The sequence below is a fragment of the Vogesella oryzagri genome, assembly GCF_040148885.1.
GTDB classification, from domain to species: domain Bacteria; phylum Pseudomonadota; class Gammaproteobacteria; order Burkholderiales; family Chromobacteriaceae; genus Vogesella; species Vogesella oryzagri.
The window spans coordinates 276,237-300,402 of record NZ_JBEFLD010000003.1; the positions used below are offsets into that span (position 1 = coordinate 276,237).

General features: G+C 65.1%; 20 protein-coding genes. 14 read left to right on the forward strand and 6 right to left on the reverse strand.

What is annotated here, in order from left to right; translation table 11 throughout:
* The first annotated feature begins 71 nt into the window (after positions 1 to 71).
* The gene (locus ABNW52_RS06580) at positions 72 to 821 is read left to right on the forward strand and encodes an endonuclease/exonuclease/phosphatase family protein (RefSeq protein WP_349585620.1); all 750 of its coding nucleotides are present in this window, start codon (positions 72 to 74) and stop codon (positions 819 to 821) included.
* A gap of 262 nt (positions 822 to 1,083) precedes the next feature.
* On the opposite strand, the gene ABNW52_RS06585 is transcribed toward ABNW52_RS06580, so the two are convergent.
* From ABNW52_RS06585 to ABNW52_RS06605, 5 genes are all read right to left on the reverse strand, one after another.
* A complete protein-coding gene (locus tag ABNW52_RS06585; protein ID WP_349585622.1) occupies positions 1,084 to 2,097 on the reverse strand; it encodes a Gfo/Idh/MocA family oxidoreductase in 1,014 nt (337 codons plus the stop codon).
* A 141-nt stretch (positions 2,098 to 2,238) separates the two neighbouring features.
* A complete protein-coding gene (gene iolG, locus ABNW52_RS06590) occupies positions 2,239 to 3,225 on the reverse strand; it encodes an inositol 2-dehydrogenase (protein ID WP_349585624.1) in 987 nt (328 codons plus the stop codon).
* Positions 3,226 to 3,466: 241 nt separating this feature from the next.
* Positions 3,467 to 4,480: a bifunctional inositol 2-dehydrogenase/D-chiro-inositol 1-dehydrogenase gene (gene iolG, locus ABNW52_RS06595; protein ID WP_349585626.1), complete on the reverse strand. Its 1,014-nt coding sequence runs from the start codon at positions 4,478 to 4,480 to the stop codon at positions 3,467 to 3,469.
* A gap of 91 nt (positions 4,481 to 4,571) precedes the next feature.
* A complete protein-coding gene (locus ABNW52_RS06600; RefSeq protein ID WP_349585628.1) occupies positions 4,572 to 5,390 on the reverse strand; it encodes a TIM barrel protein in 819 nt (272 codons plus the stop codon).
* Between the two features lie 151 nt (positions 5,391 to 5,541).
* Complete coding sequence (locus tag ABNW52_RS06605) at positions 5,542 to 6,441, reverse strand: sugar phosphate isomerase/epimerase family protein (protein WP_349585630.1); 900 nt, start codon at positions 6,439 to 6,441, stop codon at positions 5,542 to 5,544.
* A gap of 253 nt (positions 6,442 to 6,694) precedes the next feature.
* Here ABNW52_RS06605 and ABNW52_RS06610 point away from each other — a divergent pair, with 253 nt between their 5' ends.
* From ABNW52_RS06610 to ABNW52_RS06635, 6 genes are all read left to right on the forward strand, one after another.
* Positions 6,695 to 7,747 carry a LacI family DNA-binding transcriptional regulator gene (locus ABNW52_RS06610; protein ID WP_349585632.1) on the forward strand — a complete coding sequence of 351 codons (1,053 nt, stop codon included), beginning with the start codon at positions 6,695 to 6,697 and terminating at the stop codon, positions 7,745 to 7,747.
* Positions 7,748 to 7,916: 169 nt separating this feature from the next.
* Positions 7,917 to 9,773 (forward strand): 3D-(3,5/4)-trihydroxycyclohexane-1,2-dione acylhydrolase (decyclizing), encoded by a 1,857-nt coding sequence (gene iolD / locus ABNW52_RS06615; protein ID WP_349585634.1) that lies wholly within the window; start codon positions 7,917 to 7,919, stop codon positions 9,771 to 9,773.
* Positions 9,774 to 10,194: 421 nt separating this feature from the next.
* Entirely contained in the window at positions 10,195 to 11,133 is a 939-nt protein-coding gene (locus tag ABNW52_RS06620) for a sugar ABC transporter substrate-binding protein (protein WP_349585636.1), read from the forward strand.
* A 65-nt stretch (positions 11,134 to 11,198) separates the two neighbouring features.
* On the forward strand, positions 11,199 to 12,752 hold the full coding sequence (locus ABNW52_RS06625) for a sugar ABC transporter ATP-binding protein (RefSeq protein ID WP_349585638.1): 1,554 nt from the start codon (positions 11,199 to 11,201) through the stop codon (positions 12,750 to 12,752).
* A 75-nt stretch (positions 12,753 to 12,827) separates the two neighbouring features.
* On the forward strand, positions 12,828 to 13,853 hold the full coding sequence (locus ABNW52_RS06630; RefSeq protein WP_349585640.1) for an ABC transporter permease: 1,026 nt from the start codon (positions 12,828 to 12,830) through the stop codon (positions 13,851 to 13,853).
* 95 nt (positions 13,854 to 13,948) lie between these two features.
* The gene (locus ABNW52_RS06635; RefSeq protein WP_349585642.1) at positions 13,949 to 14,869 is read left to right on the forward strand and encodes a DMT family transporter; all 921 of its coding nucleotides are present in this window, start codon (positions 13,949 to 13,951) and stop codon (positions 14,867 to 14,869) included.
* On the opposite strand, the gene ABNW52_RS06640 is transcribed toward ABNW52_RS06635, so the two are convergent.
* Positions 14,799 to 15,653 (reverse strand): MurR/RpiR family transcriptional regulator, encoded by an 855-nt coding sequence (locus tag ABNW52_RS06640; RefSeq protein ID WP_349585644.1) that lies wholly within the window; start codon positions 15,651 to 15,653, stop codon positions 14,799 to 14,801. The genes ABNW52_RS06635 and ABNW52_RS06640 overlap by 71 nt on opposite strands.
* A gap of 240 nt (positions 15,654 to 15,893) precedes the next feature.
* Here ABNW52_RS06640 and ABNW52_RS06645 point away from each other — a divergent pair, with 240 nt between their 5' ends.
* The 7 genes from ABNW52_RS06645 (at position 15,894) to ABNW52_RS06675 (ending at position 24,164) form a co-directional block, all read left to right on the forward strand.
* Positions 15,894 to 17,834 carry a bifunctional 5-dehydro-2-deoxygluconokinase/5-dehydro-2-deoxyphosphogluconate aldolase gene (locus ABNW52_RS06645; protein ID WP_349585646.1) on the forward strand — a complete coding sequence of 647 codons (1,941 nt, stop codon included), beginning with the start codon at positions 15,894 to 15,896 and terminating at the stop codon, positions 17,832 to 17,834.
* Between the two features lie 56 nt (positions 17,835 to 17,890).
* Positions 17,891 to 18,790: a myo-inosose-2 dehydratase gene (gene iolE / locus ABNW52_RS06650; protein WP_349585648.1), complete on the forward strand. Its 900-nt coding sequence runs from the start codon at positions 17,891 to 17,893 to the stop codon at positions 18,788 to 18,790.
* A gap of 11 nt (positions 18,791 to 18,801) precedes the next feature.
* Positions 18,802 to 19,599 carry a 5-deoxy-glucuronate isomerase gene (gene iolB, locus ABNW52_RS06655; RefSeq protein WP_349585650.1) on the forward strand — a complete coding sequence of 266 codons (798 nt, stop codon included), beginning with the start codon at positions 18,802 to 18,804 and terminating at the stop codon, positions 19,597 to 19,599.
* Positions 19,600 to 19,692: 93 nt separating this feature from the next.
* Entirely contained in the window at positions 19,693 to 21,189 is a 1,497-nt protein-coding gene (locus tag ABNW52_RS06660; protein WP_349585652.1) for a CoA-acylating methylmalonate-semialdehyde dehydrogenase, read from the forward strand.
* A gap of 255 nt (positions 21,190 to 21,444) precedes the next feature.
* On the forward strand, positions 21,445 to 22,914 hold the full coding sequence (locus ABNW52_RS06665; RefSeq protein WP_349585654.1) for an amino acid permease: 1,470 nt from the start codon (positions 21,445 to 21,447) through the stop codon (positions 22,912 to 22,914).
* A 185-nt stretch (positions 22,915 to 23,099) separates the two neighbouring features.
* A complete protein-coding gene (locus tag ABNW52_RS06670) occupies positions 23,100 to 23,570 on the forward strand; it encodes a FecR family protein (protein WP_349585656.1) in 471 nt (156 codons plus the stop codon).
* Between the two features lie 3 nt (positions 23,571 to 23,573).
* Positions 23,574 to 24,164, forward strand: a complete 591-nt coding sequence (locus ABNW52_RS06675; RefSeq protein WP_349585658.1) for an OmpA family protein — start codon at positions 23,574 to 23,576, stop codon at positions 24,162 to 24,164.
* The last annotated feature ends 2 nt before the right edge of the window (positions 24,165 to 24,166 follow it).

Consider the following 24,166-nt stretch of genomic DNA (forward strand, 5'->3'; position numbering starts at 1 on the left):
CCGGGCAGAAGCGCTGCTACAACGCGCGGCGGCGCGACAGATAAAAACAGCCGTTACCCACTGAAAAACATATGAAAACCATCGCTGTGGTTACCTACAACCTGCACAAGGGCATGTCGCCGCTGGGGCGGCGGGCATTGATGCCGGAAATCGCCGGCGCCCTGCAGGGGCTGGACCCGGATGTACTGTTTTTGCAGGAAGTGCAGGGCCGCCACCTGGCGCGCGAGCGGCTGCATCAGGGCTGGCCACAGCATGATTTCCTGGCCGGCGAACTGGCGCACCACGCCAGCTACGGCATGAATGCACGCTACGACCACGGCCATCACGGCAACGCGGTGTTGTCACGCTTTCCCATCTCCGCCGCGGCCAACCATGACCTGACAGTGAACCGGCTGGAGCAGCGCGGCCTGCTGCATACGCTGATCCAGCCGCAAGGTTGGCCGCAGCCGGTGGCCTGCCTGTGCGGCCATTTCAATCTGCTGGCGCGCGACCGCCGCCGCCAGTACCAGGTGCTGCTGCGCTACATCCGCCAGCACATTCCCGCCGACATGCCGCTGATCCTGGCCGGCGACTTCAACGACTGGCAGCGCGAGGCCGACGAGCATCTGAAGGCCGCCACCGGGCTGACGGAAGCCTTTGTCAGCCATACCGGCCGCCATGCGCGCAGCTTTCCGGCCCGCCTGCCGCTGCTGCCGCTGGACCGCATCTACCTGCGCGGGCTGGAAGTGGTGTCGGTGGCGGTATGCCACGGCCAGCCGTGGTCGCATCTGTCCGACCACCTGCCGCTGCTGGCGCGGGTGCGGCCGCGCAGCCGGCACTAGCGTGCGGCAAGGCGTGGCCTGAGCGGTGGCGCAGGGCGGGGCAGATGCTACCCTCGCGCCTGTTTGCCGGACTGGTAAAAGGTTGGCCGCAAGCCTGACTTGAGTCGCTTGCGGCCAAGCTTTTTTGTGGCCGCTACGGCTGCTGCCGTGGGGGGCGGCGCCTGATCCCGAGCCAGGCGACAACCCGGCACGGTGGGGTGCGGACGGCAAAACGCCCGCCGGGCCATGCCGGGCGGGCGTGCTTGCTGCGGGGCGTTGCTGCTTACAGGCTGACCGCCTCGCCGCTGCGGAACGCCTGGGTGATGGCGAGGCCAATGCGGGTGGCTTCGCGCGCGTCGGCCAGGGTCACCGGCGACGGGCGGTTGTCGCGGATGGTGTCGACGAATACCTGCGCCTCGGTGACGAATGCGTCGGCAAAGCGCTGGTAGAAGTCCTGCACGCACTCGTTGCGCACGCCGTGCGCGTCGCTGATCTCCACCCGGTTGGCGCGCGGGTTGGCACCCACGCTGAGGCGGCCTTCGCTGGCGAAGATCTCGGTCAGCGTCTCGTGGCCGTGCGCCTGGGTGCGCGAGGCGTAGAAGCAGGCCAGCTGGCCGCCCTCGAACTCGCACATCGCCACGCCGTTGTCCACGTCCTGGTGCTCGGCCAGTGCCGGGTGCAGTGCGTTGGTGCCGGTGGCCCATACCCGCTTCGGTTGCGGATTGCCCAGCAGCCAGCGCGCCAGGTCGATGTCGTGGATGCTGCAGTCCATGAAGATGCCGCCGCTGCTGGCGGAGAAGCGCACGAAGAAGCCGCTCTCGTCGTTGCGGTCGCAGGTCTGCGAGCGCAGCAGGTAGGGGCGGCCGACGCTGCCGGCGGCCAGCTTGGCGGCGGCGTCGCGGTAGCTGGCGTCGAAACGGCGCACGAAGCCGATCATCACCTTCAGCTGCGGGTGGCGCGCGGCTTCTGCTTCCACTGCCAGGCAGTCTTCCACGTTCAGCGCCAGCGGCTTTTCGCAGAACACGTGCTTGCCGGCCTTCAGCGCGGCGATGATCTGCTCGGCGTGCAGCGAGGTGGGGGTAACCAGGAACACGGCGTCGACGTCCGGGTTGGCCAGCACCTCGGCGTAGTCGGCATACAGCGCCACGCCGGGCAGGGCGGTGGCGGCCCAGTCGCGTTCTTCCGCGACCGGGCTGCAGGCGGCAAGCAGCTGCGCGCCGTGGGTTTGTTGCAGGTTGGCCGCATGGCGGCGGCCGAGACGGCCGAGGCCGACGATGGCGATACGTACTGTGCTCACGGGGAGGTCCTTATTTGGGCGCCAATCCTGCTTGCGATAAAACCGGGGCTGTCGTTCCTATCGTCCTTCAGCGGCGATGCAGGCCGCTGTCACGCGGCAGTCCCGGGTTTGGCTGAGGTTGCAAGCAGGGTTGGCAATGATTTACAGGGCGATGACGCGGCCTTCCTGCCACGAGCGGGTGGCGGCGTCGGCCAGTTCCAGTGCCTTCACGCCATCCTGCACCGTGGTGCGCGGCGTTTCGCCCTGGGTGATGACGCGGAAGAAGTGCGCCATCTCGCCGGCGTAGGCGGCCTGGTAGCGTTCCAGGAAGAAGTGCTCCGGCAGGTCGGTGGCCACCTGCTTGCTGCCGTAGGCGGTGACTTCGGTCGGACGGTGGTTGCCGGCCTGCAGCATGCCGAGGCTGCCCTGCACCTCGAAGCGCTGGTCGTAGCCGTAGGCGGCGCGGCGGGTGGTGTTGATCTGGCACAGGCGGCCGCTCCTGGTGCGCAGGGTCACCGCGGTGCAGTCGGCGTCGCCGGCGTCGGCGATGGCCGGGTCGGTCAGTACGCTGGCGCTGGCGTGTACGCTTACCACTTCATCGGCCAGGATCCAGCGGCAGATGTCGAAGTCGTGAATCAGCATGTCCTTGAAGATGCCGCCGGAGCGCTTGATGTAGTCCACCGGCGGGGCGCCCGGGTCGCGGCTGGTGACGATCAGCATTTCCGGGCTGCCGATCTCGCCGGCGTCGATGCGCGCCTTGACCGCGGCAAAGGTCGGGTCGTAGCGGCGCTGGAAGCCGATCAGGCACGGTACCTTGGCCGCAGCCACCGCGGCGGCGCAGTCGCGGGCGCGGGCCAGGTCGAGGTCTACCGGTTTTTCGCAGAAGATGGCCTTGCCGGCGGCGGCGGCGCGCAGGATCAGCTCGGCGTGGGTGTCGGTGCTGCTGGCAATCACCACGGCGCCGACGCTGGTGTCGTTCAGCGCGGTGTCGGTATCGGTGACGCTGGCGCCGTATTGTTCGGCCAGCGCGGCGGCGGACGGCGCGTGGGTGTCCACCACGTATTTCAGGCGCACGCCTTGGTGCGCAAACAGGTTGGCCGCGTGAATCTTGCCGATACGGCCAGCGCCGAACAGGGCTACGTCGATCATGGTGTTCTCCGTGTTGTAGGTTGGTCGCCTGTCTGTCGGACACACCGGCAGCGCTGGCGATCTGGTGGCGCCCGTGGCGGGCGGCCTATTGCCAACGCAGTATAAGATTAGAAATTAATTTCTCAAATACTATTTCACTAGAAAATTTTTTGACGCACCAGCTTGTGCCATGCCTGCAACAGCGCGCCGGCTGCCGTCACCCTGACAGTGATCGTGCGGCAGCCGGCGGCTGTGTTCTTGCTTAGCGCGGGTAGAACGCCGGACGCGCACCCATGCTGATGGCTTCGACCTGACGCGTTTCCTGCGCCTTGACGCAGGCATCGGCGGCCACGGCGGCGGCGTAGCCGTCCCAGGCCGACGGGCCGGTCAGCGCGCCGTCGCGAATGCCGTTGATGAAGCCCTGCAGCTCCACGTCGTAGGCATCGATGAAGCGCTGCTTCCAGTCGGTGAGGATGGCGGTGCCCAGCCGCGCTTCGCTGCGCAGCAGCACGCTGGCCGGCTCCGGCAGGTTGGCCACGCCGCTTTCACCGACCACCGAGCACTGGATGTCGTAGCCGTACTGGCAATTGACGAAGATTTCCACGTCGATGCGCACGCCGCGGGTGGTTTCCAGCAGCACGATCTGCGGGTCGGCCAGGTGCGCGCTGGCGTGGCTGCTCTTGCGCGGGAACACCACCTGGGCGGACACGTAGTCGTCGTCCAGCAGCCAGCGCAGCACGTCCAGCTCATGGATCAGGGTGTCGGTGATCGCCATCGGCGTGGTGTAGCTGTCGCCCACGCTCGGGTTGCGGTGCGCGCAGTGCAGCATCAGCGGCGCGCCGATGTGGCCGCTGGTAATCACCTGTTTCAGCGCGCGGTAGCCGGCGTCGTACGGGCGCATGAAGCCGACCTGCACCAGGCGCTTGCCGTGGGCGATCTCTGCGTCCACGATGCGGCGGCAACCTTCGGCGGTCACCGCCAGCGGCTTCTCGCAGAACACCGGCTTACCCTTGCCGATGGCGGCCAGCACGAACTCTTCGTGGGTCGGGCCCCAGGAGGTCACCAGCAGCGCCTGGACTGCCGGGTCGGCCACCAGCGCGTGCGCATCGGTATGCACGATGGCGTCCAGCTGGTAGCGCGCCACGGTGTCGCGCGCCTGTTGCGGGTTGATGTCGTTGACCGCCACCACGCGGGCACCGGACAGCGCCTGGGTGATTCTGCGGATGTGGTCCTGGCCGATGGCACCGGTGCCGATTACGCCGATTTGCAATGTCATGATCTGTTCTCTCTCTATGTAGTTGCTGGTGTTGTTGCTGTCGGGTCAAGGTTGGCCGCAAGGCTTGCGGCCAACCTTGTGCGGTTGCGGTTCAGGTCAGCGAGTGGCGGATATAGTCCATGCTGCTGCGCAGCAGCGCTTCGCTGTCGCTGGCTTCCATGATCTCGGCGGCAAATGGCTCGAACGACACCACGCCGTCGTAGCCGCGCTGCAGCAGGATGGCCAGCTGGCGCAGGTTGCCCAGACGGTCGGCATCGCCCACCAGCACGCGGTGGCCGTCACGCATCTGGTTGTCGGCCAGCTCGGTCGATTCCACGCCGGAGATGTGCACCAGGCCGGTCAGCTCGGGGTAGAAGATGTCTTCGCCGGACAGGTGGTGGTGGAAGGTGTCGTGCACCAGCTGGTAGTGGCGCTCGCCGGCGGCGTCGAAAATCGCCCTCACCGCGTCGGACTTGCGGCGCAGTGAGCACTCCTCAAAGCCCAGCGGCTCCACCAGGCCGGTAATGCCGTGGTCGTCCAGAATCGGGCGCAGCTGCTTCAGCGCGCCGACCAGATCGCGGTAGCGCTCGCTGGCGCTGCGCTTGTCTTCCCAGCTGTTCAGCGGGCACATCACCAGCGCCTCGGCGCCGCAGTCGCGGGCGTAGGCGGCCAGCTTCACCGCACGGGCCTGCAGGTCGGCATCGAACACATCGAACGGGTACAGCGCGTTGATGGAACGGATGCGGATATTGGCGGCCTGCGCGGCGTCGCGGATGGCGGCCGGGTCGGTGCCGTCGCTGATTTCCACGCCGTTCAGGTCGTTGCGGATCTCGATGGTGGCTACGCCCAGGCGCTGGCACATGGCTAGGTAGTCCTGGAACGACAGGCGCGGTGCGCTGATGCGGTTGATGGCGAAGTTGATGCGGCTCATGGTTGGTGTCTCCTTCTGGTTTTTGGGCAAAGCGGGGCCGGCCCCGTGGCGCGCACGGGGTGGCGGAAAACAGAGCACTGCTCACAAAACCCAATGCAATGGCTGAGGCAAGGCGGCGCAACGCAGCATCAGGGGTTTTGTGAGTGCTGCCTTAGCGCTGGTACTTGGTCAGGTAGCGCTGGATCTCGCTGCGCATGAAGCGCGACGACTCATCGGCGCGCTCTTCCCACGCGAACACGCAGGACGACAGCACGCCGTCGAAACCGCTGTCGGCCAGGGTGGTGAAGAACAGGTCCCAGTCGATCTCGCCCTCGCCGATGTTCAGGTGCTGGTGCACGCGGATGTGGCTGGAGCCGGGCGGGTTGACGATGTAGCGCAGCTGCGAGCTGGCCTTGTGGTTGAAGGTGTCGGCCACGCGCACGTGCGCCAGCAGCGGCGCCGCGTCGCGCAGCATGGCGGCCATGTCGTCGCCGTAATAGAAGGTGTGCGGCGCGATGTAGGACAGCTTGACGTTGTCCGAACCGAGCACGCGCACGATGTCCAGCGCCGGGGCCAGCGTCTCCACCCAGTCTTCCGGGTGCGGCTCCACCGACAGGGTGATGCCCTCGCGTTCGAAGATCGGCACCAGCTCTTCCATCGAGCGCCACCAGGCCGCCTCGCACATCTCCTTGCTGTTGGCACCGGCGCCCTGGCCGACGGAGCGCTCCGGCGAGGCGCCACGGCCGAACTCGGAGATCATCAGCTGGCAGTCCATTTCCACCGATACTTCGATGGCCTTCTTCCAGCACTTCATCGCCCACTGCCGTTCGTCCTCGAACGGGCTGGCCCAGCGGTACATCGGCTGCAGGGTGGCAAGGCCGACGCCATGCTCGCGCAGCGCGCGCTTGAACTCGGCGATGCGGCCGGCGTGGGCGCGCGGCATCACCCACCAGTCGAGGAAGTCGGCGCGCGGCGACAGCTCGATCTGGTCGTAGCCCAGCTCGGCGGTTTTCTGCACCAGCTCAGGCAAGCTGAGGTGGCGGTGCATATAGGGGTCGAGTGCAATTTTCATGATGATCTCCTCCGGTTTTTAGTGTTGGCCGCACCCTGTGTCGGGGGCTGGTGTTGGCTAAATCTAGAGGGCGTCAACGGAAATGGCAGTATTGTTGTTGACGATAAATCGTCAAAATGGGTGCTAGCCCGGATAAGCCGCAGGCGCATCCGCGGCCGGTTTGTCCGTAACATTGAAGAAAGGGTTGGCCGCATCCCGCCACAAGGCGTGCGGCCAACGTTGCATGACTCCACCACTAACCAAGAAAGCACGCATGGATACACCTCCCCGTCGCAAGAAAAGCGCGCGTTTTGTCGAGATCGCGGCACTGGCCGGCGTCAGCGTCGCCACCGTGGACCGGGTGCTGAACGAGCGCGGCAGCGTGTCTGCACGGGCGCGGGCGCAGGTGGTGGCAGCGGCGCGGCAGCTGGGCGTGCCGCGGTTGCTGCCGGACACCCGCCACGGGCTGGTTCATATCGACATCGTGCTGCCGGACAACCGCTCGCCGTTCTTCCAGCGTCTCAATCTGGCGCTGCAGCGCGGGGTGGCGATGCTGGACAAGCGGCTGGTGGTGCACCGGCTGTGGACGCCGGACCAGGACGAGGCGGCACTGCTGCGCGCCATCACCCAGCGCCGCCACCAGCGCCAGGCGCTGATCGTGGCGGCGCCGGATACGCCGGCGGTGCGGGCGGCACTGCAGCAGGCGCGCGCGCGCGGCGAGCACATTGCCATGGTGGTGACGCGGGTGGACGAGGTGCCGGACACGGCTTACGTCGGCATCGACAACTACGCCGCCGGCCGCACCGCCGGCTATCTGCTGGGGCGCTTGTGCCGCAAGGTTGGCCGCATCCTGCTGCTATCCAGCCGCCGCGACTACCGCGGCCACCTCGAACGCAGCCGCGGCTGCCGCGAGGTGCTGGCGGCACAGTTTCCGGAGCTGGAGTGCGATGCCCACAGCAGCGAAACCCACGACGACCCAGACAAGTGCTACTGGGCGGTGAGCCAGGCCTTCCAGCGCGGCGACGTGATTGCCGGCATCTACAATACCGGTGCCGGCTCGCCCGGCATCGAGGCGGCGCTGCGCCGCTTTGCGCTGGACAAGGTGTGCTGGGTGACGCACGAGATTTCCGACGACCACCGCCTGTACATGCAGCAGGGGTTGCTGGACGTGGTGATCGACCAGGACCCGGACACGCAGGCGATCCGCGCGCTGCAGCACGTGCTGGCGGCGCTGGAGATGGCGCCGGCGGATGCCTCCGTCTCGCTGGCCGGCGAGTTCCGGCTGTATCTGCCGGAGAACATGGGGCAGCAGCCGTATCTGGTTTGATGGCCGACGGCGGGCGCTGGCGTGATTAGCGTTGCGAAATTAATTTCTATCAATTTAAATTTAAGAAAATATTTTGCAAAAAGGCGCCGTTCCTATATCGTGAGCAGGTAGCCGCACGCTGACGGCGGCGTAACGGCCCACGGCAGGCCGCATGGACAAGGAGACAAAGGTGAAGACAGTACGCTTGACGGTGGCCCAGGCGCTGGTGCGCTATCTGGCCGCGCAGTATGTGGTGGCCGAAGACGGCACGCGCGAGCAGCTTTTTGGTGGGGTGTGGGCCATTTTCGGCCACGGCAACGTGGCGGGCCTCGGCGAGGCGCTGTATGCGATGCGCGATGCGCTGCCCACCTTCCGCGCTCACAACGAGCAGGGCATGGCGCTGGCCGCCGCCGCCTATGCCAAGGCGCACTTCCGCCGCCGCATGATGGCGGTGACCACCTCGATCGGCCCCGGCTGCAACAACCTGGTGACCGCCGCGGCCACCGCGCACGTCAACCGCCTGCCGATGCTGCTGCTGCCGGGCGACATCTTCATCACCCGCGCGCCGGACCCGGTGCTGCAGCAGGTGGAAGACTTCCACGACGGCGGTGTCTCCGCCGCCGACACCCTGCGCCCGGTGTCGCGCTATTTCGACCGCATCGTGGTGCCGGAACAGCTGCTGACCGCGCTGCCGCGCGCTATTGCCTACCTCACCGACCCGGCGCTGTGCGGCCCGGTGACGCTGGCGCTGCCGCAGGACGTGCAGGCGCTGGCGCATGACTGGCCGGAATCGTTCTTTAACGAACGCACCATCCGTTTCCGCCAGCCGCCGGCCGAGGCCGCCGAAGTGGCGGAACTGGCCGCGATCCTGAAAAATGCCAAGCGGCCGCTGATCGTCACCGGCGGCGGCGTACTGTACAGCCAGGGCGGCGTGGCCGCGCTGCGCCAGTTTGCCGACAAGCACGGCATTCCGGTGGGCGAGACCCACGGTGGCAAGGGCGCACTGGCGTGGGATCACCCGCTGCTGGCCGGCTCCATCGGTGTTACCGGCTCGCCGGCGGCCAACGCGCTGGCGCAGGACGCCGACGTGGTGCTGGCGGTTGGCACCCGTTTGCAGGATTTCACCACCGGCTCGCACACGCTGTACGCGCAGGCCAAACTGCTGTCGATCAACGTCAATACCTTCGACGCCATCAAGTGGGGCGGCTGCAGCATCCAGGCCGACGCCACGGCCGGCCTGACGGCACTGAGTGCCGCGCTTGGCGACTGGCACAGCGAGGCGGCGTGGGACACGCAGGCACGGCGGCTGTGCGATGCCTGGCGCCGGCAGGTGGCGGAGATTGTGGTCAGCCCGCGCGCGACGCTGCCGACCTACGCCGAAGCCATCGGCGCGGTGCAGGCGTCGGCGGCCAACTCTGCCGCCAACGACATCGTGGTGTGCGCGGCGGGCACCTTGCCGGCCGAGCTGCACAAGCTGTGGCGCACCAGCCGCCCCGGCGGTTACCACATGGAATACGGTTACTCCTGCATGGGCTACGAAGTGGCCGGCGGCCTGGGCGCCAAGATGGCGCAGCCCGAGCGCGAGGTGATCGTGATGGTGGGCGACGGCAGCTACATGATGCTCAACAACGAGCTGGCCACCTCGGTGATGCTGGGGCACAAGATCATCGTGGTGCTGCTGGACAACGCCGGCTACGCCTGCATCAACCGCCTGCAGCAGGCCTGCGGCGGCGCGCAGTTCAACAATATGTACGAGCACTGCCTGACCGGGCCGGATGGCGCGCCGAGCATCGATTTCGAGATGAACGCGCGCTCGCTGGGCGCGGCGGCGGAAACGGTGCGCACGGTGGCGGAGCTGGCAGCGGCGATGCAGCGCGCGCGCGCGTCGAGCAAGAGCTATCTGATCAGCCTGCAGGTGGACGGCCCGCAGTGCACGCCGGAAGGCGGCAGCTGGTGGCAGGTGGGCATTCCGCAGGTGTCGGAGCGCAGCGAGGTGAACGCGGCGCGCGAACGCTATGAAGAGGCGGTGCGCCAGCAGCGCTGGTAACGCGCGGCGCCAGGTTGGCCGCAACGGGCTGTCGGGAAACCGGCAGCCCGTTTTGTTTGCGTGTGGCGGGGTGCGGGCGGTGCGATGCGCTGCCGGGCACGCAGGCTGGGCGTGCGTGGCGTTGCATTTCCGCACAATGGCGCACCGGCGCTGGCCGCTGGCTGGTTGCTTCTGGTATCGATGCCAATACGCTAACTGCTTGTATTTACAGCTTCTCGCCGCAGCAGTGGTGCTGGCGGCCAACGTTCAAACACACGTTTATGGAAATAAATTTCTACTTAAAAAAATTAGTGAAATTTTATTTGCAATTGTCGGCGCGAACTCTTATCTTAGTGACACGGACTTGCCGCGGGCCTGACCCCGGTACCGCCCAGGCGGTGGAGACGGCAAACCCGACCAAATCAAATAAGGAGAGACACCGATGAAACGCATCACCAAGTTTGCTGGTTCCCTTGTGTTCATGTCCCTGGCCGCAGCCGCCATGCCGGCCTCCGCCGCCAAGATCGGCATCACCATGTCGGCCTTCGACGACAACTTCCTGACCGTACTGCGCAATGGCATGAAGTCCCACGCTGCCAGCCAGAAGGACGTCAGCGTGCAGTTTGAAGATGCGCAGAACGACATCGGTCGTCAGATCTCCCAGGTGCAGAACTTCATCGCCCAGAAAGTGGACGCCATCGTGGTGAACGTGGTGGATACCGAAGTGACGCCGAAGATCACCAAGATGGTGGCGGCAGCCGGTATCCCGCTGGTGTATGTGAACCGCCTGCCGGCCGACCGCGTGCTGCCGGCCAAGGTGGCTTTTGTCGGCTCCAACGAAGTGGATTCCGGCACCCTGCAGATGAAAGAGGTGTGCCGCCAGATGAATGGCAAGGGCAACATCGTGGTGATGATGGGTGACCTGTCCAACCAGGCGGCGCGTCAACGCACCAAGGACGTGGAAGACGTGATTGCCACCCCGGCGTGCAAGGGCATCAAGATCGTGGAGAAGCAGACTGCCAAGTGGTCGCGCACCGAAGGCCGCGACCTGATGATGAACTGGCTGAGCGCCGGCGTGAAATTTGACGCTGTGGTGTCCAACAACGACGAAATGGCGCTGGGCGCGATCCAGGCGCTGAAATCCGCCAAACGCCTGAACGGCACCATCGTCGCCGGTGTGGATGCCACCCGTGACGCGCTGACCGCGATGAAGGGCGGCGATCTGAAAGTGACCGTGTTCCAGAACGCTGCCGGCCAGGGCCGCGGCGCTATCGACACCGCGCTGAAGCTGGCGCGCGGCGAGAAAGTCCCGTCGATGAACTACATTCCGTTCGAACTGGTTACTCCGGCCAACCTGAAGAACTACGAAGCACGCAACTAAGCGTCACCGACTGTCCTGCCGGATACGGCCCACCCCGTATCCGGCAAGCAAAAGGAATACAAGCCATGCTGAGCTTAGCTCCCGAAAAAGTCGCCGCCGCCCAGGCTGACGCCGCCGCCCAGGGTCGACAACAGGCTGTACCGCTGATCGAAGTGAAGGGCGTGCGTAAGGAGTTTCCGGGTGTGGTGGCGCTGGACGATGCTTCGTTCTGTCTGCGCCGCGGCACCGTACACGCACTGATGGGCGAAAACGGCGCCGGCAAATCCACCCTGATGAAGATCCTGGCCGGCGTGCAGCCGCCGGACAAGGGGGTGTTCCGCCTCAATGGCCAGGACGTCACCCTGAGCTCGCCGCTGGATGCGCTGGAAAAAGGCATCGCCATGATCCATCAGGAATTGAACCTGATGCCGTACATGACGGTGGCCGAGAATATCTGGATCCGCCGCGAACCGCTGAACCGCCTGGGTCTGATCGACCACGGCCGCATGAACCGCATGACCCAGGAGCTGCTGGAGCGCCTGTCCATCGATGTCCAGGCCGACAGCCTGATCCGCGACCTGAGCATCTCGGCCCGCCAGATGGTGGAAATCGCCAAGGCGGTGTCCTACGACTCCGAAGTACTGATCATGGACGAGCCGACCTCGGCGCTGACCGAGCACGAGGTGGCACACCTGTTCCGCATCATCAAATCGCTGCGCGAACAGGGTAAGGGCATCATCTACATCACCCACAAGATGAACGAGTTGTCGGAAATCGCCGACGAAGTCACCGTGTTCCGCGATGGCCGCTACATCGGCTGCATGCAGACCGAACGCCTGGACCGCGACGAAATCATCCGCATGATGGTTGGCCGCGAAGTCACCGACATGTTCCCCAAGGAAGCGGCGGAAATCGGCGACGTGGTGCTGGCGGTGAACAACCTGACGCTGGACGGCGTGTTCCACGATGTCAGCTTCGAGCTGCGCCGCGGCGAGATTCTGGGCGTGGCCGGCCTGATCGGCTCCGGCCGCAGCAACGTGGCCGAGACGCTGTTTGGCGTCACCCCGGCCAGCAGTGGCAGCATCAATATCTTTGGTCGCGACGTGCGGGTGAGCAGCCCGCAGGTGGCGATGGATCACGGCATGGCCTTCCTCACCGAAGACCGCAAGGACACCGGCTGCTTCCTCAACCTCAGCATCCTGGAAAACATGCAGATAGCGGTGCTGAACGACGACAACATGACCGCCGGCTTCGTGCGCCAGAAGGCGATTACCGAGCTGTGCGAGAACATGTCCGCCACGCTGCGGGTGAAGGCGCCGGGGCTGTACGAACGGGTGGAGAACCTGTCCGGCGGCAACCAGCAGAAGGTGCTGATCGGCCGCTGGCTGCTGACTAACCCGCGCATCCTGATCCTGGACGAACCGACCCGCGGTATCGACGTTGGCGCCAAGGCAGAAATCCACCGCCTGATTTCGCGCCTGGCCGGGCAGGGCGTGGCCGTCATCATGATTTCGTCGGAATTGCCGGAAGTGCTGGGCATGAGCGACCGCGTCATGGTGATGCACGAAGGACGGGTGACCGGCATCCTGGACCGCAGCGAAGCGGACCAGGTGAGCATTATGCAACTGGCGGCACACTGACCGCCGGGCAACACAGAGACAAGCGCCCGAACTGACTGATAACGGGCGTCAGAGAACACACTGGAGGACGAAATCATGGCAATCAGCAACACTGGACAGATTGGCAAGCCGGGCGGCCTGTCGTTGGCTAAATTTCGGCTGCCGGCCGAGGCCCGCATCTTTGCGGTACTGCTCGCGGTGGCGGCAATCTTCGAAATCCTGGGCTGGTTCCTGGTCGGGCAGAGCTTTCTGGCCAACAAGGATCGACTGCTGGTAATGATCCTGCAGGTGTCGGTGATCGGCATCATCGCGGTGGGGGTGACCCAGATCATCATCATGGGTGGTATCGATTTGTCCTCCGGCTCGGTGGTGGCGCTTACCGCCATGGTGTCGGCCAGTCTGGCGCAGACCTCGGAATTCGGCCGCGCTGTGTTCCCGTCGCTGACCGACCTGCCGATGGTGGTGCCCTTGGTGTGCGGCGTGCTGGTGGGGCTGGCATGTGGCCTGCTGAACGGCTTTGTGATCGCCAAGACCGCCATCCCGCCGTTCATCGCCACCCTGGGGGTGATGGTGACCGCCCGCGGCCTGGCCAAGTGGTACACCGAAGGCGAACCGATCAGCATGCTGTCCGACAGCTACGCCGAAATCGGTAGCGGCATCACCCCGGTGCTGATCTTCCTGGGCGTGGCGGCACTGTTCCACGTCATTCTCAGCTACACCCGCTACGGCAAGTACACCTACGCCATCGGCGCCAACCGCTCCGCCGCCCGCGTGTCCGGCATCAACGTCAACAAGCATCTGGTGGTGGTGTACGCGGTGGCCGGCCTGCTGTCGGGTCTGGCCGGGGTGGTCACCTCTGCCCGCGCCGTATCCGGTCAGGCTGGCATGGGCATGATGTACGAGCTGGACGCGATTGCCGCTGCGGTGATCGGCGGTACCTCGCTCAACGGCGGTCTGGGCAAGATCACCGGCACCGTGATCGGCGTGCTGATCCTCGGGGTGGTAACCTCCGGCTTCACCTTCCTGCGTATCGATGCCTACTACCAGGAGATCGTGAAGGGCGTGATCATCGTGGTGGCAGTGGTGGCCGACCAGTATCGCCAGCGCAACCGTCGCAGCTAAGCAGTCTGATGCAAGATTGGCCGCAGGTTTGCGGCCAACCTTTTTTGTATGCAGCCCGGCCCGCCGGGCTGCTGTCGTTTCTTGTGGGGATGTGCATGTCTGATTTTCGCCTGCCGCGGACAGCGCTGCTGGCCGATGCGGTGCTGCTGCTGGTGACGCTGCTGGCGGCTGCCGGCTGGCTGTTTTCCAAGCAGGTGCTGCTGGCGATGCCGCCGCTATTGTTCATGGGCTTGCGCTTTACGCTCAGCGGCGGCGTGCTGCTGGCGCTGGCGCGCTGGCAGGGCGCGGTGCTGTCGGCGGATGGCCTGCGCCGCTGCGCGCGCGGTGGCAGCGTGCTGGGCATTGCGATGATGTTCTGGATCTGCGGGCTGAATCTCAGCAGCAATCTGGGCGTGGCGGCGTTCATCAGCAGCATGGGGGTGGTGCTGGCGCCGTTTGTCGCCCGCCTGCTGTTGGCGGCACCGCTGTCGCGCGCGGCCTGGGGGGCGATGGCGCTGGCCGGGCTGGGCATGGCCTGCATGTCGCTGCGCGGCGACGGCTCGGTGCATCACGCCGACTGGCTGCTGCTGGCCTCGGCGCTGGGGCTGGCGACTTATCTGGTGGTGAACAGCCGTGACATGGCGCGCTTGCCGGTGTTGCCGGCCACCGCGCTGCAACAGCTGGCGGCGGCGGTGTGGTGTCTGGCGGGGAGTGTGCTGCTGGAGTCGTGGCAGGCAGTATCGCTACAACACAGCTGGGGCTGGCTGGCGGCCAGCGTGCTGCTGGCTACCTGTTTACGCTTTGTACTGCAGGGCTGGGGGCAGGGGCGGATGCCGGTGGCGCACTCGGCGTTCATTCTGCTGCTGGAGCCGGTGTGGACCGCGCTGTTGGCCGCCTGGTGGTTTGGCACCGGCTTCGTGCCGCAGCAGTGGCTGGGTGCGGCGCTGGTGTTGTCCGCCTTGCTGCTCAGTCGTCGTAAGCCCCCGCATCCCGCGTCTCTTCAATCACCAGCTCCATGCGGTAAGACAGGGCAATAAACAGCGCCTGGCACAGGCTGATGGTGCTGCTCATCGAGCGGAAGGCGAAGGCGGTGCCTTCCTTGACGGTGAGGATGGTGTGGGCGTTGCGTGCCAGCGGGCTCATCTTGCTGTCGGTAATCACCAGCAGGTCGGCCTTGTTCTGTGCTGCCACGCGGGCGCAGTAGCGGGTTTCGCGGCCGTAGGGCTGGAAGCTGATGGCAATCATCAGATCGCCCTCGCGGATGCTGCGCACCTGGTCGTGGTACATGCCGCCCAGGCCGGAGATCAGGTGCACGCGCTTCTGCGTATGCTGCAGCGCGTAACAGATATAAGAGGCGATCGGGAACATGCGGCGCACGCCCACCACGTAGATGTTGTCGGCCTTGTGCAACAGTTCCACCGCCGCGTCGATGGCGGCCGGTTCCAGCGACTGCGACAGCTCGTCCAGCCCCTGCTGACAGGCGGTCAGGAAGTTCTGCGTCAGCTCGGTGTTGGTGAGCGGCGCATTGTGGCTGGCAATCACGTTGCGGATGCGCTTCTGGTAGCTGTTGACGTTGGCCTGCGTCGGCACGAAGGCCTCGCGGAACAGCGCCTGCATATCGGAAAAGCCGGAAAAGCCGAAGCGTTGCGCAAAGCGCACGATGGCGGACGGCTGCACCTCGCAAGCCTGGGCGATGTCGGTGATGCGCTCCAGCACCAGCGTCTGGCGGTGTTCTTCTATGTATTTGGCGATGATCTTCAGCTGCTTGCTCAGCCCTTCGTATTCCTCGGAAATACGCTGCATCAGCTGATCGGCGGTCATTTCATTGCTCATTGTTGTTTTCGCCTTGTAGGTTGACGCTTACATCTTAAAACGAAAAACGGCAGATCGAAAAAAAAATTCCAGAAATAAATTTCCAGTAGAAAATAAATACGAAAAAAAATTTGCATTCCTGTTCGGCCAGCAGTAATCTTGTTTCAACACGGTAGCCAGTTGCCCCCACCGCTGCGCAACACAGCGCAGCAGGCGTTCTGGCCATCTGCAACCAACGGAATGGACATCATGCAAAACCAGACAACCTTTGCTCCCGACCGTAGCTTCGACGTGATCTGCCTGGGCCGCCTGGCGGTGGATCTGTATGCCCGCCAGTTGGGGGCGCGTCTGGAAGATGCGAGCAGCTTTGCCAAATACCTTGGTGGTTCCTCTGCCAACATCGCCTTCGGCACCGCACGGCTGGGGCTGAAATCGGCGATGCTGTCCCGCGTCGGCGACGAGCAGATGGGCCGCTTTCTGCTGGATGCGCTGCAGAAGGAAGGTTGCGATGTCAGCCAGGTGAAGGCCGACCCGGATCGCCTGACCGGCCTGGTACTGCTGGGGATCAAGGACCGCGATACCTTTCCGCTGCTGTTCTACCGTGAGAACTGCGCCGACATGGCGCTGTGCGAAGACGACATCGACGAAGCCTTCGTCGCCAGCAGCAAGAGCCTGCTGATTACCGGTACCCATCTGTCCACCGCCAAGGTCAACGCCGCCAGCCGCAAGGCGCTCGGCTTTGCCCGCCAGCACAATGTGCGCACCGTGCTGGATATCGACTACCGCCCGGTGCTGTGGGGCCTGACCGGCCGCGGCGACGGCGAGCAGCGTTTCATTGCCGATGATGCCGTCAGCGCCCACCTGCAATCGGTGCTGCCGCTGTTCGACCTGATTGTCGGTACCGAAGAAGAATTCCTGATCGCCGGCGGCAAGCCGGCGCTGCTGGACTGCCTGCAAGTGGTGCGCCAGCTGGCGCCGCAGGCGGTGCTGGTGGTCAAGCGCGGCCCGCTGGGCTGCGCGGTGATCGACGGCGCGGTGCCGGCCGACATCGACGCTGCCTTCACCGTGCAAGGCGCGCAGGTAGAAGTAATGAACGTGCTGGGCGCCGGCGATGCCTTCTTGTCCGGCTTCCTGTCGGTATGGCTGCGCGGCGGCGACTACGCCGATGCCTGCCGCACGGCAAATGCCTGCGGCGCGCTGGTGGTATCGCGCCATGGCTGCTCGGTGGCGATGCCGACCCAGGCCGAGCTGGATTACTTCCTGGGCCTGGCGGTAACGCCGCTGCGTCCGGGCGAGGATGCCACGCTCACCCGCCTGCATCGCGTCAGCGTCAAGCGCCCGCACTGGGACAATCTGTGCGTGTTCGCCTTCGACCATCGCAACCAGTTCTTTGAACTGGCGCGCAAGAATGGCGTACCGGAAGGCCGCATCACCCACCTGAAAGAACTGCTGGTGCAGGCGGTGGGGCAGACCGAGCAAGCCAATGGCCTGCAGGGCCGCGTCGGCATCCTGGTGGATGACCGCTACGGCGAGGACGCCATGTACGCCGCCACCGGCCGCGGCTGGTGGATCGGCCGCCCGATCGAGCTGCCGGGTTCCAATCCGCTGGAGTTCGACCACGGCCGCGCGCTGGCTGCTCGCCTGGAAATCTGGCCGCAGGAACACATCATCAAGTGCCTGGTGCAGTACCACCCGGACGACGAAGTCGGCAACCGCCTGGAGCAGGAAGCCCAGGTGCGCGCGGTGTACGAAATGGCGCGCATGAGCGGCCACGAGCTGCTGCTGGAGGTGATCCCGTCCAAGAAGCTGCCGCAACAGCCGGACACCGTGCTGCGCGCGCTGAAGCGCTTCTACAACCTGGGCATCTACCCGGAATGGTGGAAGCTGGAATCGATGAGCGCCGAGCAGTGGCAGGACATCGACACCCTGCTGGAACAGCGCGACCCGTACTGCCGCGGCGTGGTGCTGCTGGGGCTGAACGCGCCGCTGGGCGAACTGCGCAAGGGTTTCGAGCAGGCACGGGGCAGCCGCAGCTGCCGTGGCTTCATGGTTGGCCGCACGCTGTTCCAGGAGCCGTCGCAGCGCTGGCTGGCCGGCGAGATCGACGATGCCGGCCTGATCGCCGCCGCCCGTCACAACTTTGAAACCCTGATTGATATCTGGCAGGCGCAGCGTCGTCAGGGCGTGTAGGCAGCCCGAACCCGCGCCCTGATTTTTCACAGCATAAACAACAGACGGACAACACTATGACTTCCACTTTCAAGGTAAAGATCGGCATCAACCCGATTTCCTGGTGCAACGATGACCTGCCGTCGCTGGGCGGTGAAACCACGCTGGACACCATCCTGCGCGAAGGCAGCGAGATCGGTTATCAGGGCTTCGAGCTGGGCAACAAGTTTCCGCGTGAAGCCGCGGCGCTGAAGGCGGTGCTGGCGCCGTACGGGGTGGAATGTGTGTCCGGCTGGTATTCCGGCCAGCTGGCCGAGCGTTCGCTGGAAGAAGAAATTGCCAACGTGGAAACCCATCTGCGTCTGCTGGTGGAAAGCGGTTGCCAGGTGATGGTGTACGGCGAGGTGGCCGGTTCCATTCAGGGCCAGATCGACACCCCGCTGTACAAGCGGCCAACCTTTACCAGTGACGAAGCCTGGCAGCAGTACGCCGACAAGCTGAACCGCTTCGGCCGCCATCTGGCGTCGCGCGGCATCAAGCTGGCCTACCACCATCACATGGGCGCCTATGTCGAGCATCCGTCCGACGTGGACAAGCTGATGGCGTTGACCGGGCCGGAAGTGGGCCTGCTGTTCGATGCCGGCCACATGTTCTTTGCCGGCGGCGACCCGCTGACCGAGCTGAACAAGCACATCGACCGCGTGGTGCACGTGCACTGCAAGGACGTGCGCGCCGAAGTGACCCGCCGCGCGCGCAACGGCAACTGGAGCTTCCTGCAATCGGTGCTCAACGGCGCCTTTACCGTGCCGGGCGACGGCGACATCCAGTTCGGGCCGATCCTGGCGCGTCTGGCGCAGCACGGTTACCAGGGCTGGCTGGTGGTGGAAGCGGAGCAGGACCCGACCATCGCGCCGAGCTACGAATACGCGCAAAAAGGCTTCAATACCCTGTCCGGGCTGGTTGCCGGCCTGTCCTGAGGAGAAAAGGCATGAATTTGCTGGTTAAGGCAGACCAGGCAGGCAAGCCGCTGGTTGAGGTGACTCCGGCGTCGGCAGGCTGGACCCACGTCGGTTTTCGCGCCGTCAGGTTGGCCGCGCAGGAACGCGAAGTGTGGCAGCAGCCGGGCCGCGAGTGCTGTGTGGTGATTCTGGCCGGCAAGGCCAGCGTCAAGGTGGGCGAGCAGCAGTGGACGCACCTGGGCGAGCGCCACAGCGTGTTCGACGACATGGCACCGTACGCGGTGTACGCGCCGCCGGGCGTGGCGGTGGAAGTGACCGCCGAGAGCGCTGCCGAAGTGGCGTTCTGCTCGGCGCCGTCTGCCGGCAACCATCCGGCACGGCTGATCACCCCGGACAGCATGCAGCGCAGCGTGCGCGGCAAGGATGCCAACACCCGCTACGTCACCGACATCCTGCCGCAGGGCGAGCCGGCCGACGGTCTCTTGGTGGTGGAAGTGCGTACCCCGTCCGGCCACTCTTCCAGCTACCCGCCGCACAAGCACGACCGCGACGCGCTGCCGGAAGAAAGCGTGCTGGAAGAAACCTACTATCACCGGCTGAATCCGGCGCAGGGCTTTGCCTTCCAGCGCGTGTACACCGACGACCGCCGCATCGACCAGTCGATGGCGGTGGAAGACCACGATGTGGTGATGGTGCCGGAAGGCTACCACCCGGTGACCGTGCCCTACGGCTACGAGTCCTACTACCTCAACGTGATGGCCGGCCCGAAGCGCGAATGGTGCTTCAAGAACGATCCGGCGCACGAGTGGATCATCGCCAAGCCGTAAACCGAATCCCCACGACCCCAGAACACGACCACAGGCAGACCCGCACGCGGGCTGCCGGGGCAGAGCATTGCCCGCCAGCAGAGGACGACGCACATGAATCGCATCATTTCCCACTACATCAACGGTCAGCATAGCGCCGGCAGCGGCAGCCGCAGCAGCGCGGTATTCAACCCGGCCAGCGGCAAGGTACAGGCCGAGGTGGTTCTGGCCGAACAGGCCGACGTGAACAGCGTGGTAGCCGCGGCCAAGGCCGCCTTTCCGGCCTGGAGCGACACCGCACCGCTGCGCCGCGCCCGCATCATGTTCAAGTTCAAGATGCTGCTGGAAGCGCGCCAGGACGAGTTGGCCGCACTGATCAGCTGCGAGCACGGCAAGGTGCACGCCGATGCGCTGGGCGAAGTGGCCCGCGGTCTGGAAGTGGTGGAGTTCGCCTGCGGCATTCCGCAACTGCTGAAGGGTGAGTACACCGAGCAGGTTGGCCGCGGCATTGACGCCTGGACCATGCGCCAGTCGCTGGGCGTGGTCGCCGGCATCACCCCGTTCAACTTCCCGGCCATGGTGCCGATGTGGATGTTCCCGGTGGCGATTGCCTGCGGCAACACCTTCATCCTCAAGCCGTCGGAGCGTGACCCGTCCGCCGCGCTGTTCATTGCCGAATTGCTGAGCGAAGCCGGCCTGCCGGCTGGCGTATTCAACGTGCTGCAGGGCGACAAACTGGCGGTGGACGGCCTGCTGACCCACCCGGATGTGCAGGCGGTGAGCTTTGTCGGTTCCACTCCGATCGCGCAGTACATCTACGAAACCGGCGCTCGCCACGGTAAGCGCGTACAGGCCTTGGGCGGCGCCAAGAACCACATGGTGGTGATGCCGGATGCCGATCTGGAGCAGACCGTGGATGCGCTGATGGGCGCCGCCTACGGCTCCGCCGGCGAGCGCTGCATGGCGATCTCGGTGGCGGTGGCGGTGGGCGATGTGGCCGACAAGCTGGTGGCCAAGCTGTCCGAGCGTCTCAAGACGCTGAAAGTCGGCCCGGGTAACGATCCCAAGTCCGATATGGGCCCGCTGGTAACCCGTGCCCACTTCGACAAGGTCAGCGGCTACGTGGCGCGTGGCGTGGAAGAGGGCGCCACGCTGGTGGTGGACGGCCGCGGCCTGACCGTGCCGGGCTGCGAGGAAGGCTTCTTCCTCGGCGGCTGCCTGTTCGACCACGTCAGCACTGACATGACCATCTATCAGGAAGAAATCTTCGGCCCGGTGCTGGGCATCGTGCGCGTGGACAGCTTTGCCGAGGCAGTGGACATGATCAATGCCCATGCCTTCGGCAATGGCACCGCCATCTTCACCCGCGACGGCGATGCTGCCCGCGAGTTCACCCATCGCATCCAGGTGGGCATGGTCGGCGTCAACGTGCCGCTGCCGGTGCCGATGGCGTTCCACAGCTTTGGTGGCTGGAAGTCCTCGCTGTTTGGCGACCATCACATGCATGGCCCGGAAGGGGTGCGCTTCTACACCCGCATGAAGGCGGTGACCACGCGCTGGCCGACCGGGATCCGCGCCGGTGCCGAGTTCTCGATGCCGACCATGAAGTAAACCTCACGCGACTCTCCCAAGGAGCTTGTGTTTACGCCACCCCCAGCGGGGTGGCTTTTTTTATGGCCGCCGGCTGCCGATTGCATAATTTCATTGCTAAAAATGCCATTGAACTTGCCTGTTGACTGAAAAATTGGCCGAGGCGGGCTGGCTGTAACTCCTTGTCGCTTTTTCGTATCGACATTCGCGGCAGATATCGCCAAGGTGTCGCACCCCCGCAAGCGGGGCGATAGCGCACAATATGGAGAACAATAAATGAACACCTCTTACGGTGAAAACGGGCTGCGGCGGGAGCTGAAAGCACGGCATCTGTCGATGATCGCCATCGGCGGTTCCATTGGCACCGGTTTGTTCCTGGCCTCTGGCGCCACCGTGGCCAGCGCCGGCCCCGGTACCGCGCTGCTGGCCTACGGCCTGATCGGGCTGATGGTGTATTTCCTGATGACCAGCCTGGGTGAAATGGCGGCCTACCTGCCGGTATCCGGCTCGTTCCAGGTGTACGGTTCGCGTTTTGTCGATCCGGCCTTCGGCTTTGCGCTGGGCTGGAATTACTGGTTCAGCTGGGCGGTGACGGTGGCGGTGGAGTTGGCCGCAGCGGCGATCATCATGGGCTACTGGTTTCCGGGCGTGCCGGGCCTGGTGTGGAGCGCGGCCTTTCTCGGCATCGTGTTCCTGTTCAACTACATCTCGGTGAAGGGTTTTGGCGAGTCGGAATACTGGTTCTCGCTGCTGAAGGTCATCACCATCATCGCCTTTATCGTCACCGGCACGCTGATGATCTTCGGCATCATGCACGGCGACCGGCCGGCGGCATTCGAGCCGGGGCTGGCGGTGTTCGAAACCGGCGACGCGCCGTTTGTCGGCGGCCTGTCGGCGTTCATCTCCGCCGCCATGGTGGTGGGGTTCTCCTTCATGGGCACCGAGCTGATCGGCGTGGCCGCCGGCGAATCCGCCGACCCGGCCACCACCATCCCGCGCGCGGTGAAGCAGGTGTTCTGGCGCATCCTGATGTTCTACGTGCTGGCGATCCTGATCATCGGCCTGATCCTGCCGTACAACGACCCGTCGCTGCTGAAGACCGGCATGGAAGACGTGGGCGCCAGCCCGTTCACGCTGGTGTTCAAGCGCGCCGGCTTTGCACTGGCCGCCGGCATGATGAACACGGTGATCCTGACCGCCATCCTGTCGGCCGGTAATTCCGGGCTGTATGCCTCCACCCGCATGCTGTACAACATGGCGCTCAATGGCATGGCACCGCGCTGGCTGGGGCAGCTGTCCTCCGGCGGCGTGCCGCGCCGTGCGCTGATCGCCACCACCGTGGTGGCCTCGCTGTGTTTCCTCACCTCGCTGGTGGACGAGAAGGGCGTGTACCTGTGGCTGCTCAACGCCTCCGGCATGACCGGCTTTATCGCCTGGCTGGGCATTGCGGTATGCCATCTGCGCTTCCGCCGCGCCTATCTGCACCAGGGCGGCGAGCTGCACGCGCTGCCGTACCGTGCGCGCTGGTTCCCGCTGGGGCCGCTGCTGGCTTTCGGCATCTGCATGGTGGTGATGCTGGGGCAGAACTACGGCGCGTTCAGCGGCGAGCACATCGACTGGATGGGGCTGTCTGCCACCTATATCGGCATTCCGCTGTTCCTGGTGCTGTGGCTGGGCTACAAGTGGCGCCATCGCACCCGCGTGGTGGCATTGCACGAGGTGGATCTGGTTACCGGCCGGCTGTAAGCCTGTCCGTTGTCCCTGGCGCAAAGCGGCCAACCTGCAAAGGTTGGCCGCTTTTGCTATGGAATATCCGCCGCTGCATTTAAATGATGATTTATCAATATGTCCGCATAAACTGAGGAGTAGCGGCGGGAACGGCACCGCCGCGCGGATGGGGGCACCGGGGGCCGTGGGCGAGGGGGGCGGAAATGAGACGAATAACACAAGGCAGCCGGATAGCGGCTTACCTGGGCGGGCTGTGCCTGCTGCTGAGCCAGCCGCTGCAGGCAGAGACGGTGGGCATCGGCACCATTAAGACCATTAGCGGCGAGGTACAGGTAACGCGCAACGCGATAACGCTGACGCCGATTCCCGGTTTTGAACTGCAGGAGCAGGACGTGGTGCGGACCGGCGCCGGCAGCGCGGTGGGCATCGTGATGCGCGACCAGACCATTCTGTCCGCCGGCGCCTCATCGGTGCTGCGGCTGGACAAGTTCAGCTTCGATAACAAGACCCAGACCGGCGCCATGCAGACCACCCTGAAGAAGGGCCGGCTGTCGGCTATTTCCGGTGCCATCGTCAAACACTCGCCGGAAGCGGTGCAGTTCAAGACCTCCACCATGACGCTGGGCGTGCGTGGCACGGAATTCATCATCGAAGCCGAAGACCGGGGGGATTAAGCCATGGATGCAGCCATCGTCGTCATTGCCATCGGTTTGGCCGCCCTGTTGCATCAGCCAGCAGCGGATAAGGTGGTGTTGCTGCCCGGCCCGGATGGCGCCGTGGGGCGGGTAGTGATCAGCACGCCGCAAGGCGAGCAGGAAATCTCGCACGCCTACCAAAGTGCCGCAGTACAGCAGAACGGCCGGGTGCAAACCGGCAGCGAAAGCGCCGACAGCGTGGCCGCGCGCTATGGCGCGCTGCTGCAGGCGCAGCCCCGGCGCCCGGCCAGCTACCTGCTGTATTTCAACACCGGCAGCGACGAGCTGACGGCGGAATCGCAAACCACGCTGGTGGCGCTGCAGCAGGATGTCGCCACCCGGCCGGTGCCGGAGATCCTGGTGATCGGTCACACCGACCGGGTGGGCAGCGCAGATGCCAACGAGGCGCTGTCGCTGCAGCGGGCACAGATGATTGCCGCCCTGCTCGGGCAGCTGGGAGTGCAGCCGAAGTCGCTGGAAGTCACCGGGCGCGGCGAGCGCGACCTGCTGCTACCCACCGCCGACGACGTGGACGAGCCGCGCAACCGCCGCGTCGAGGTATCGGTGCGCTGAGG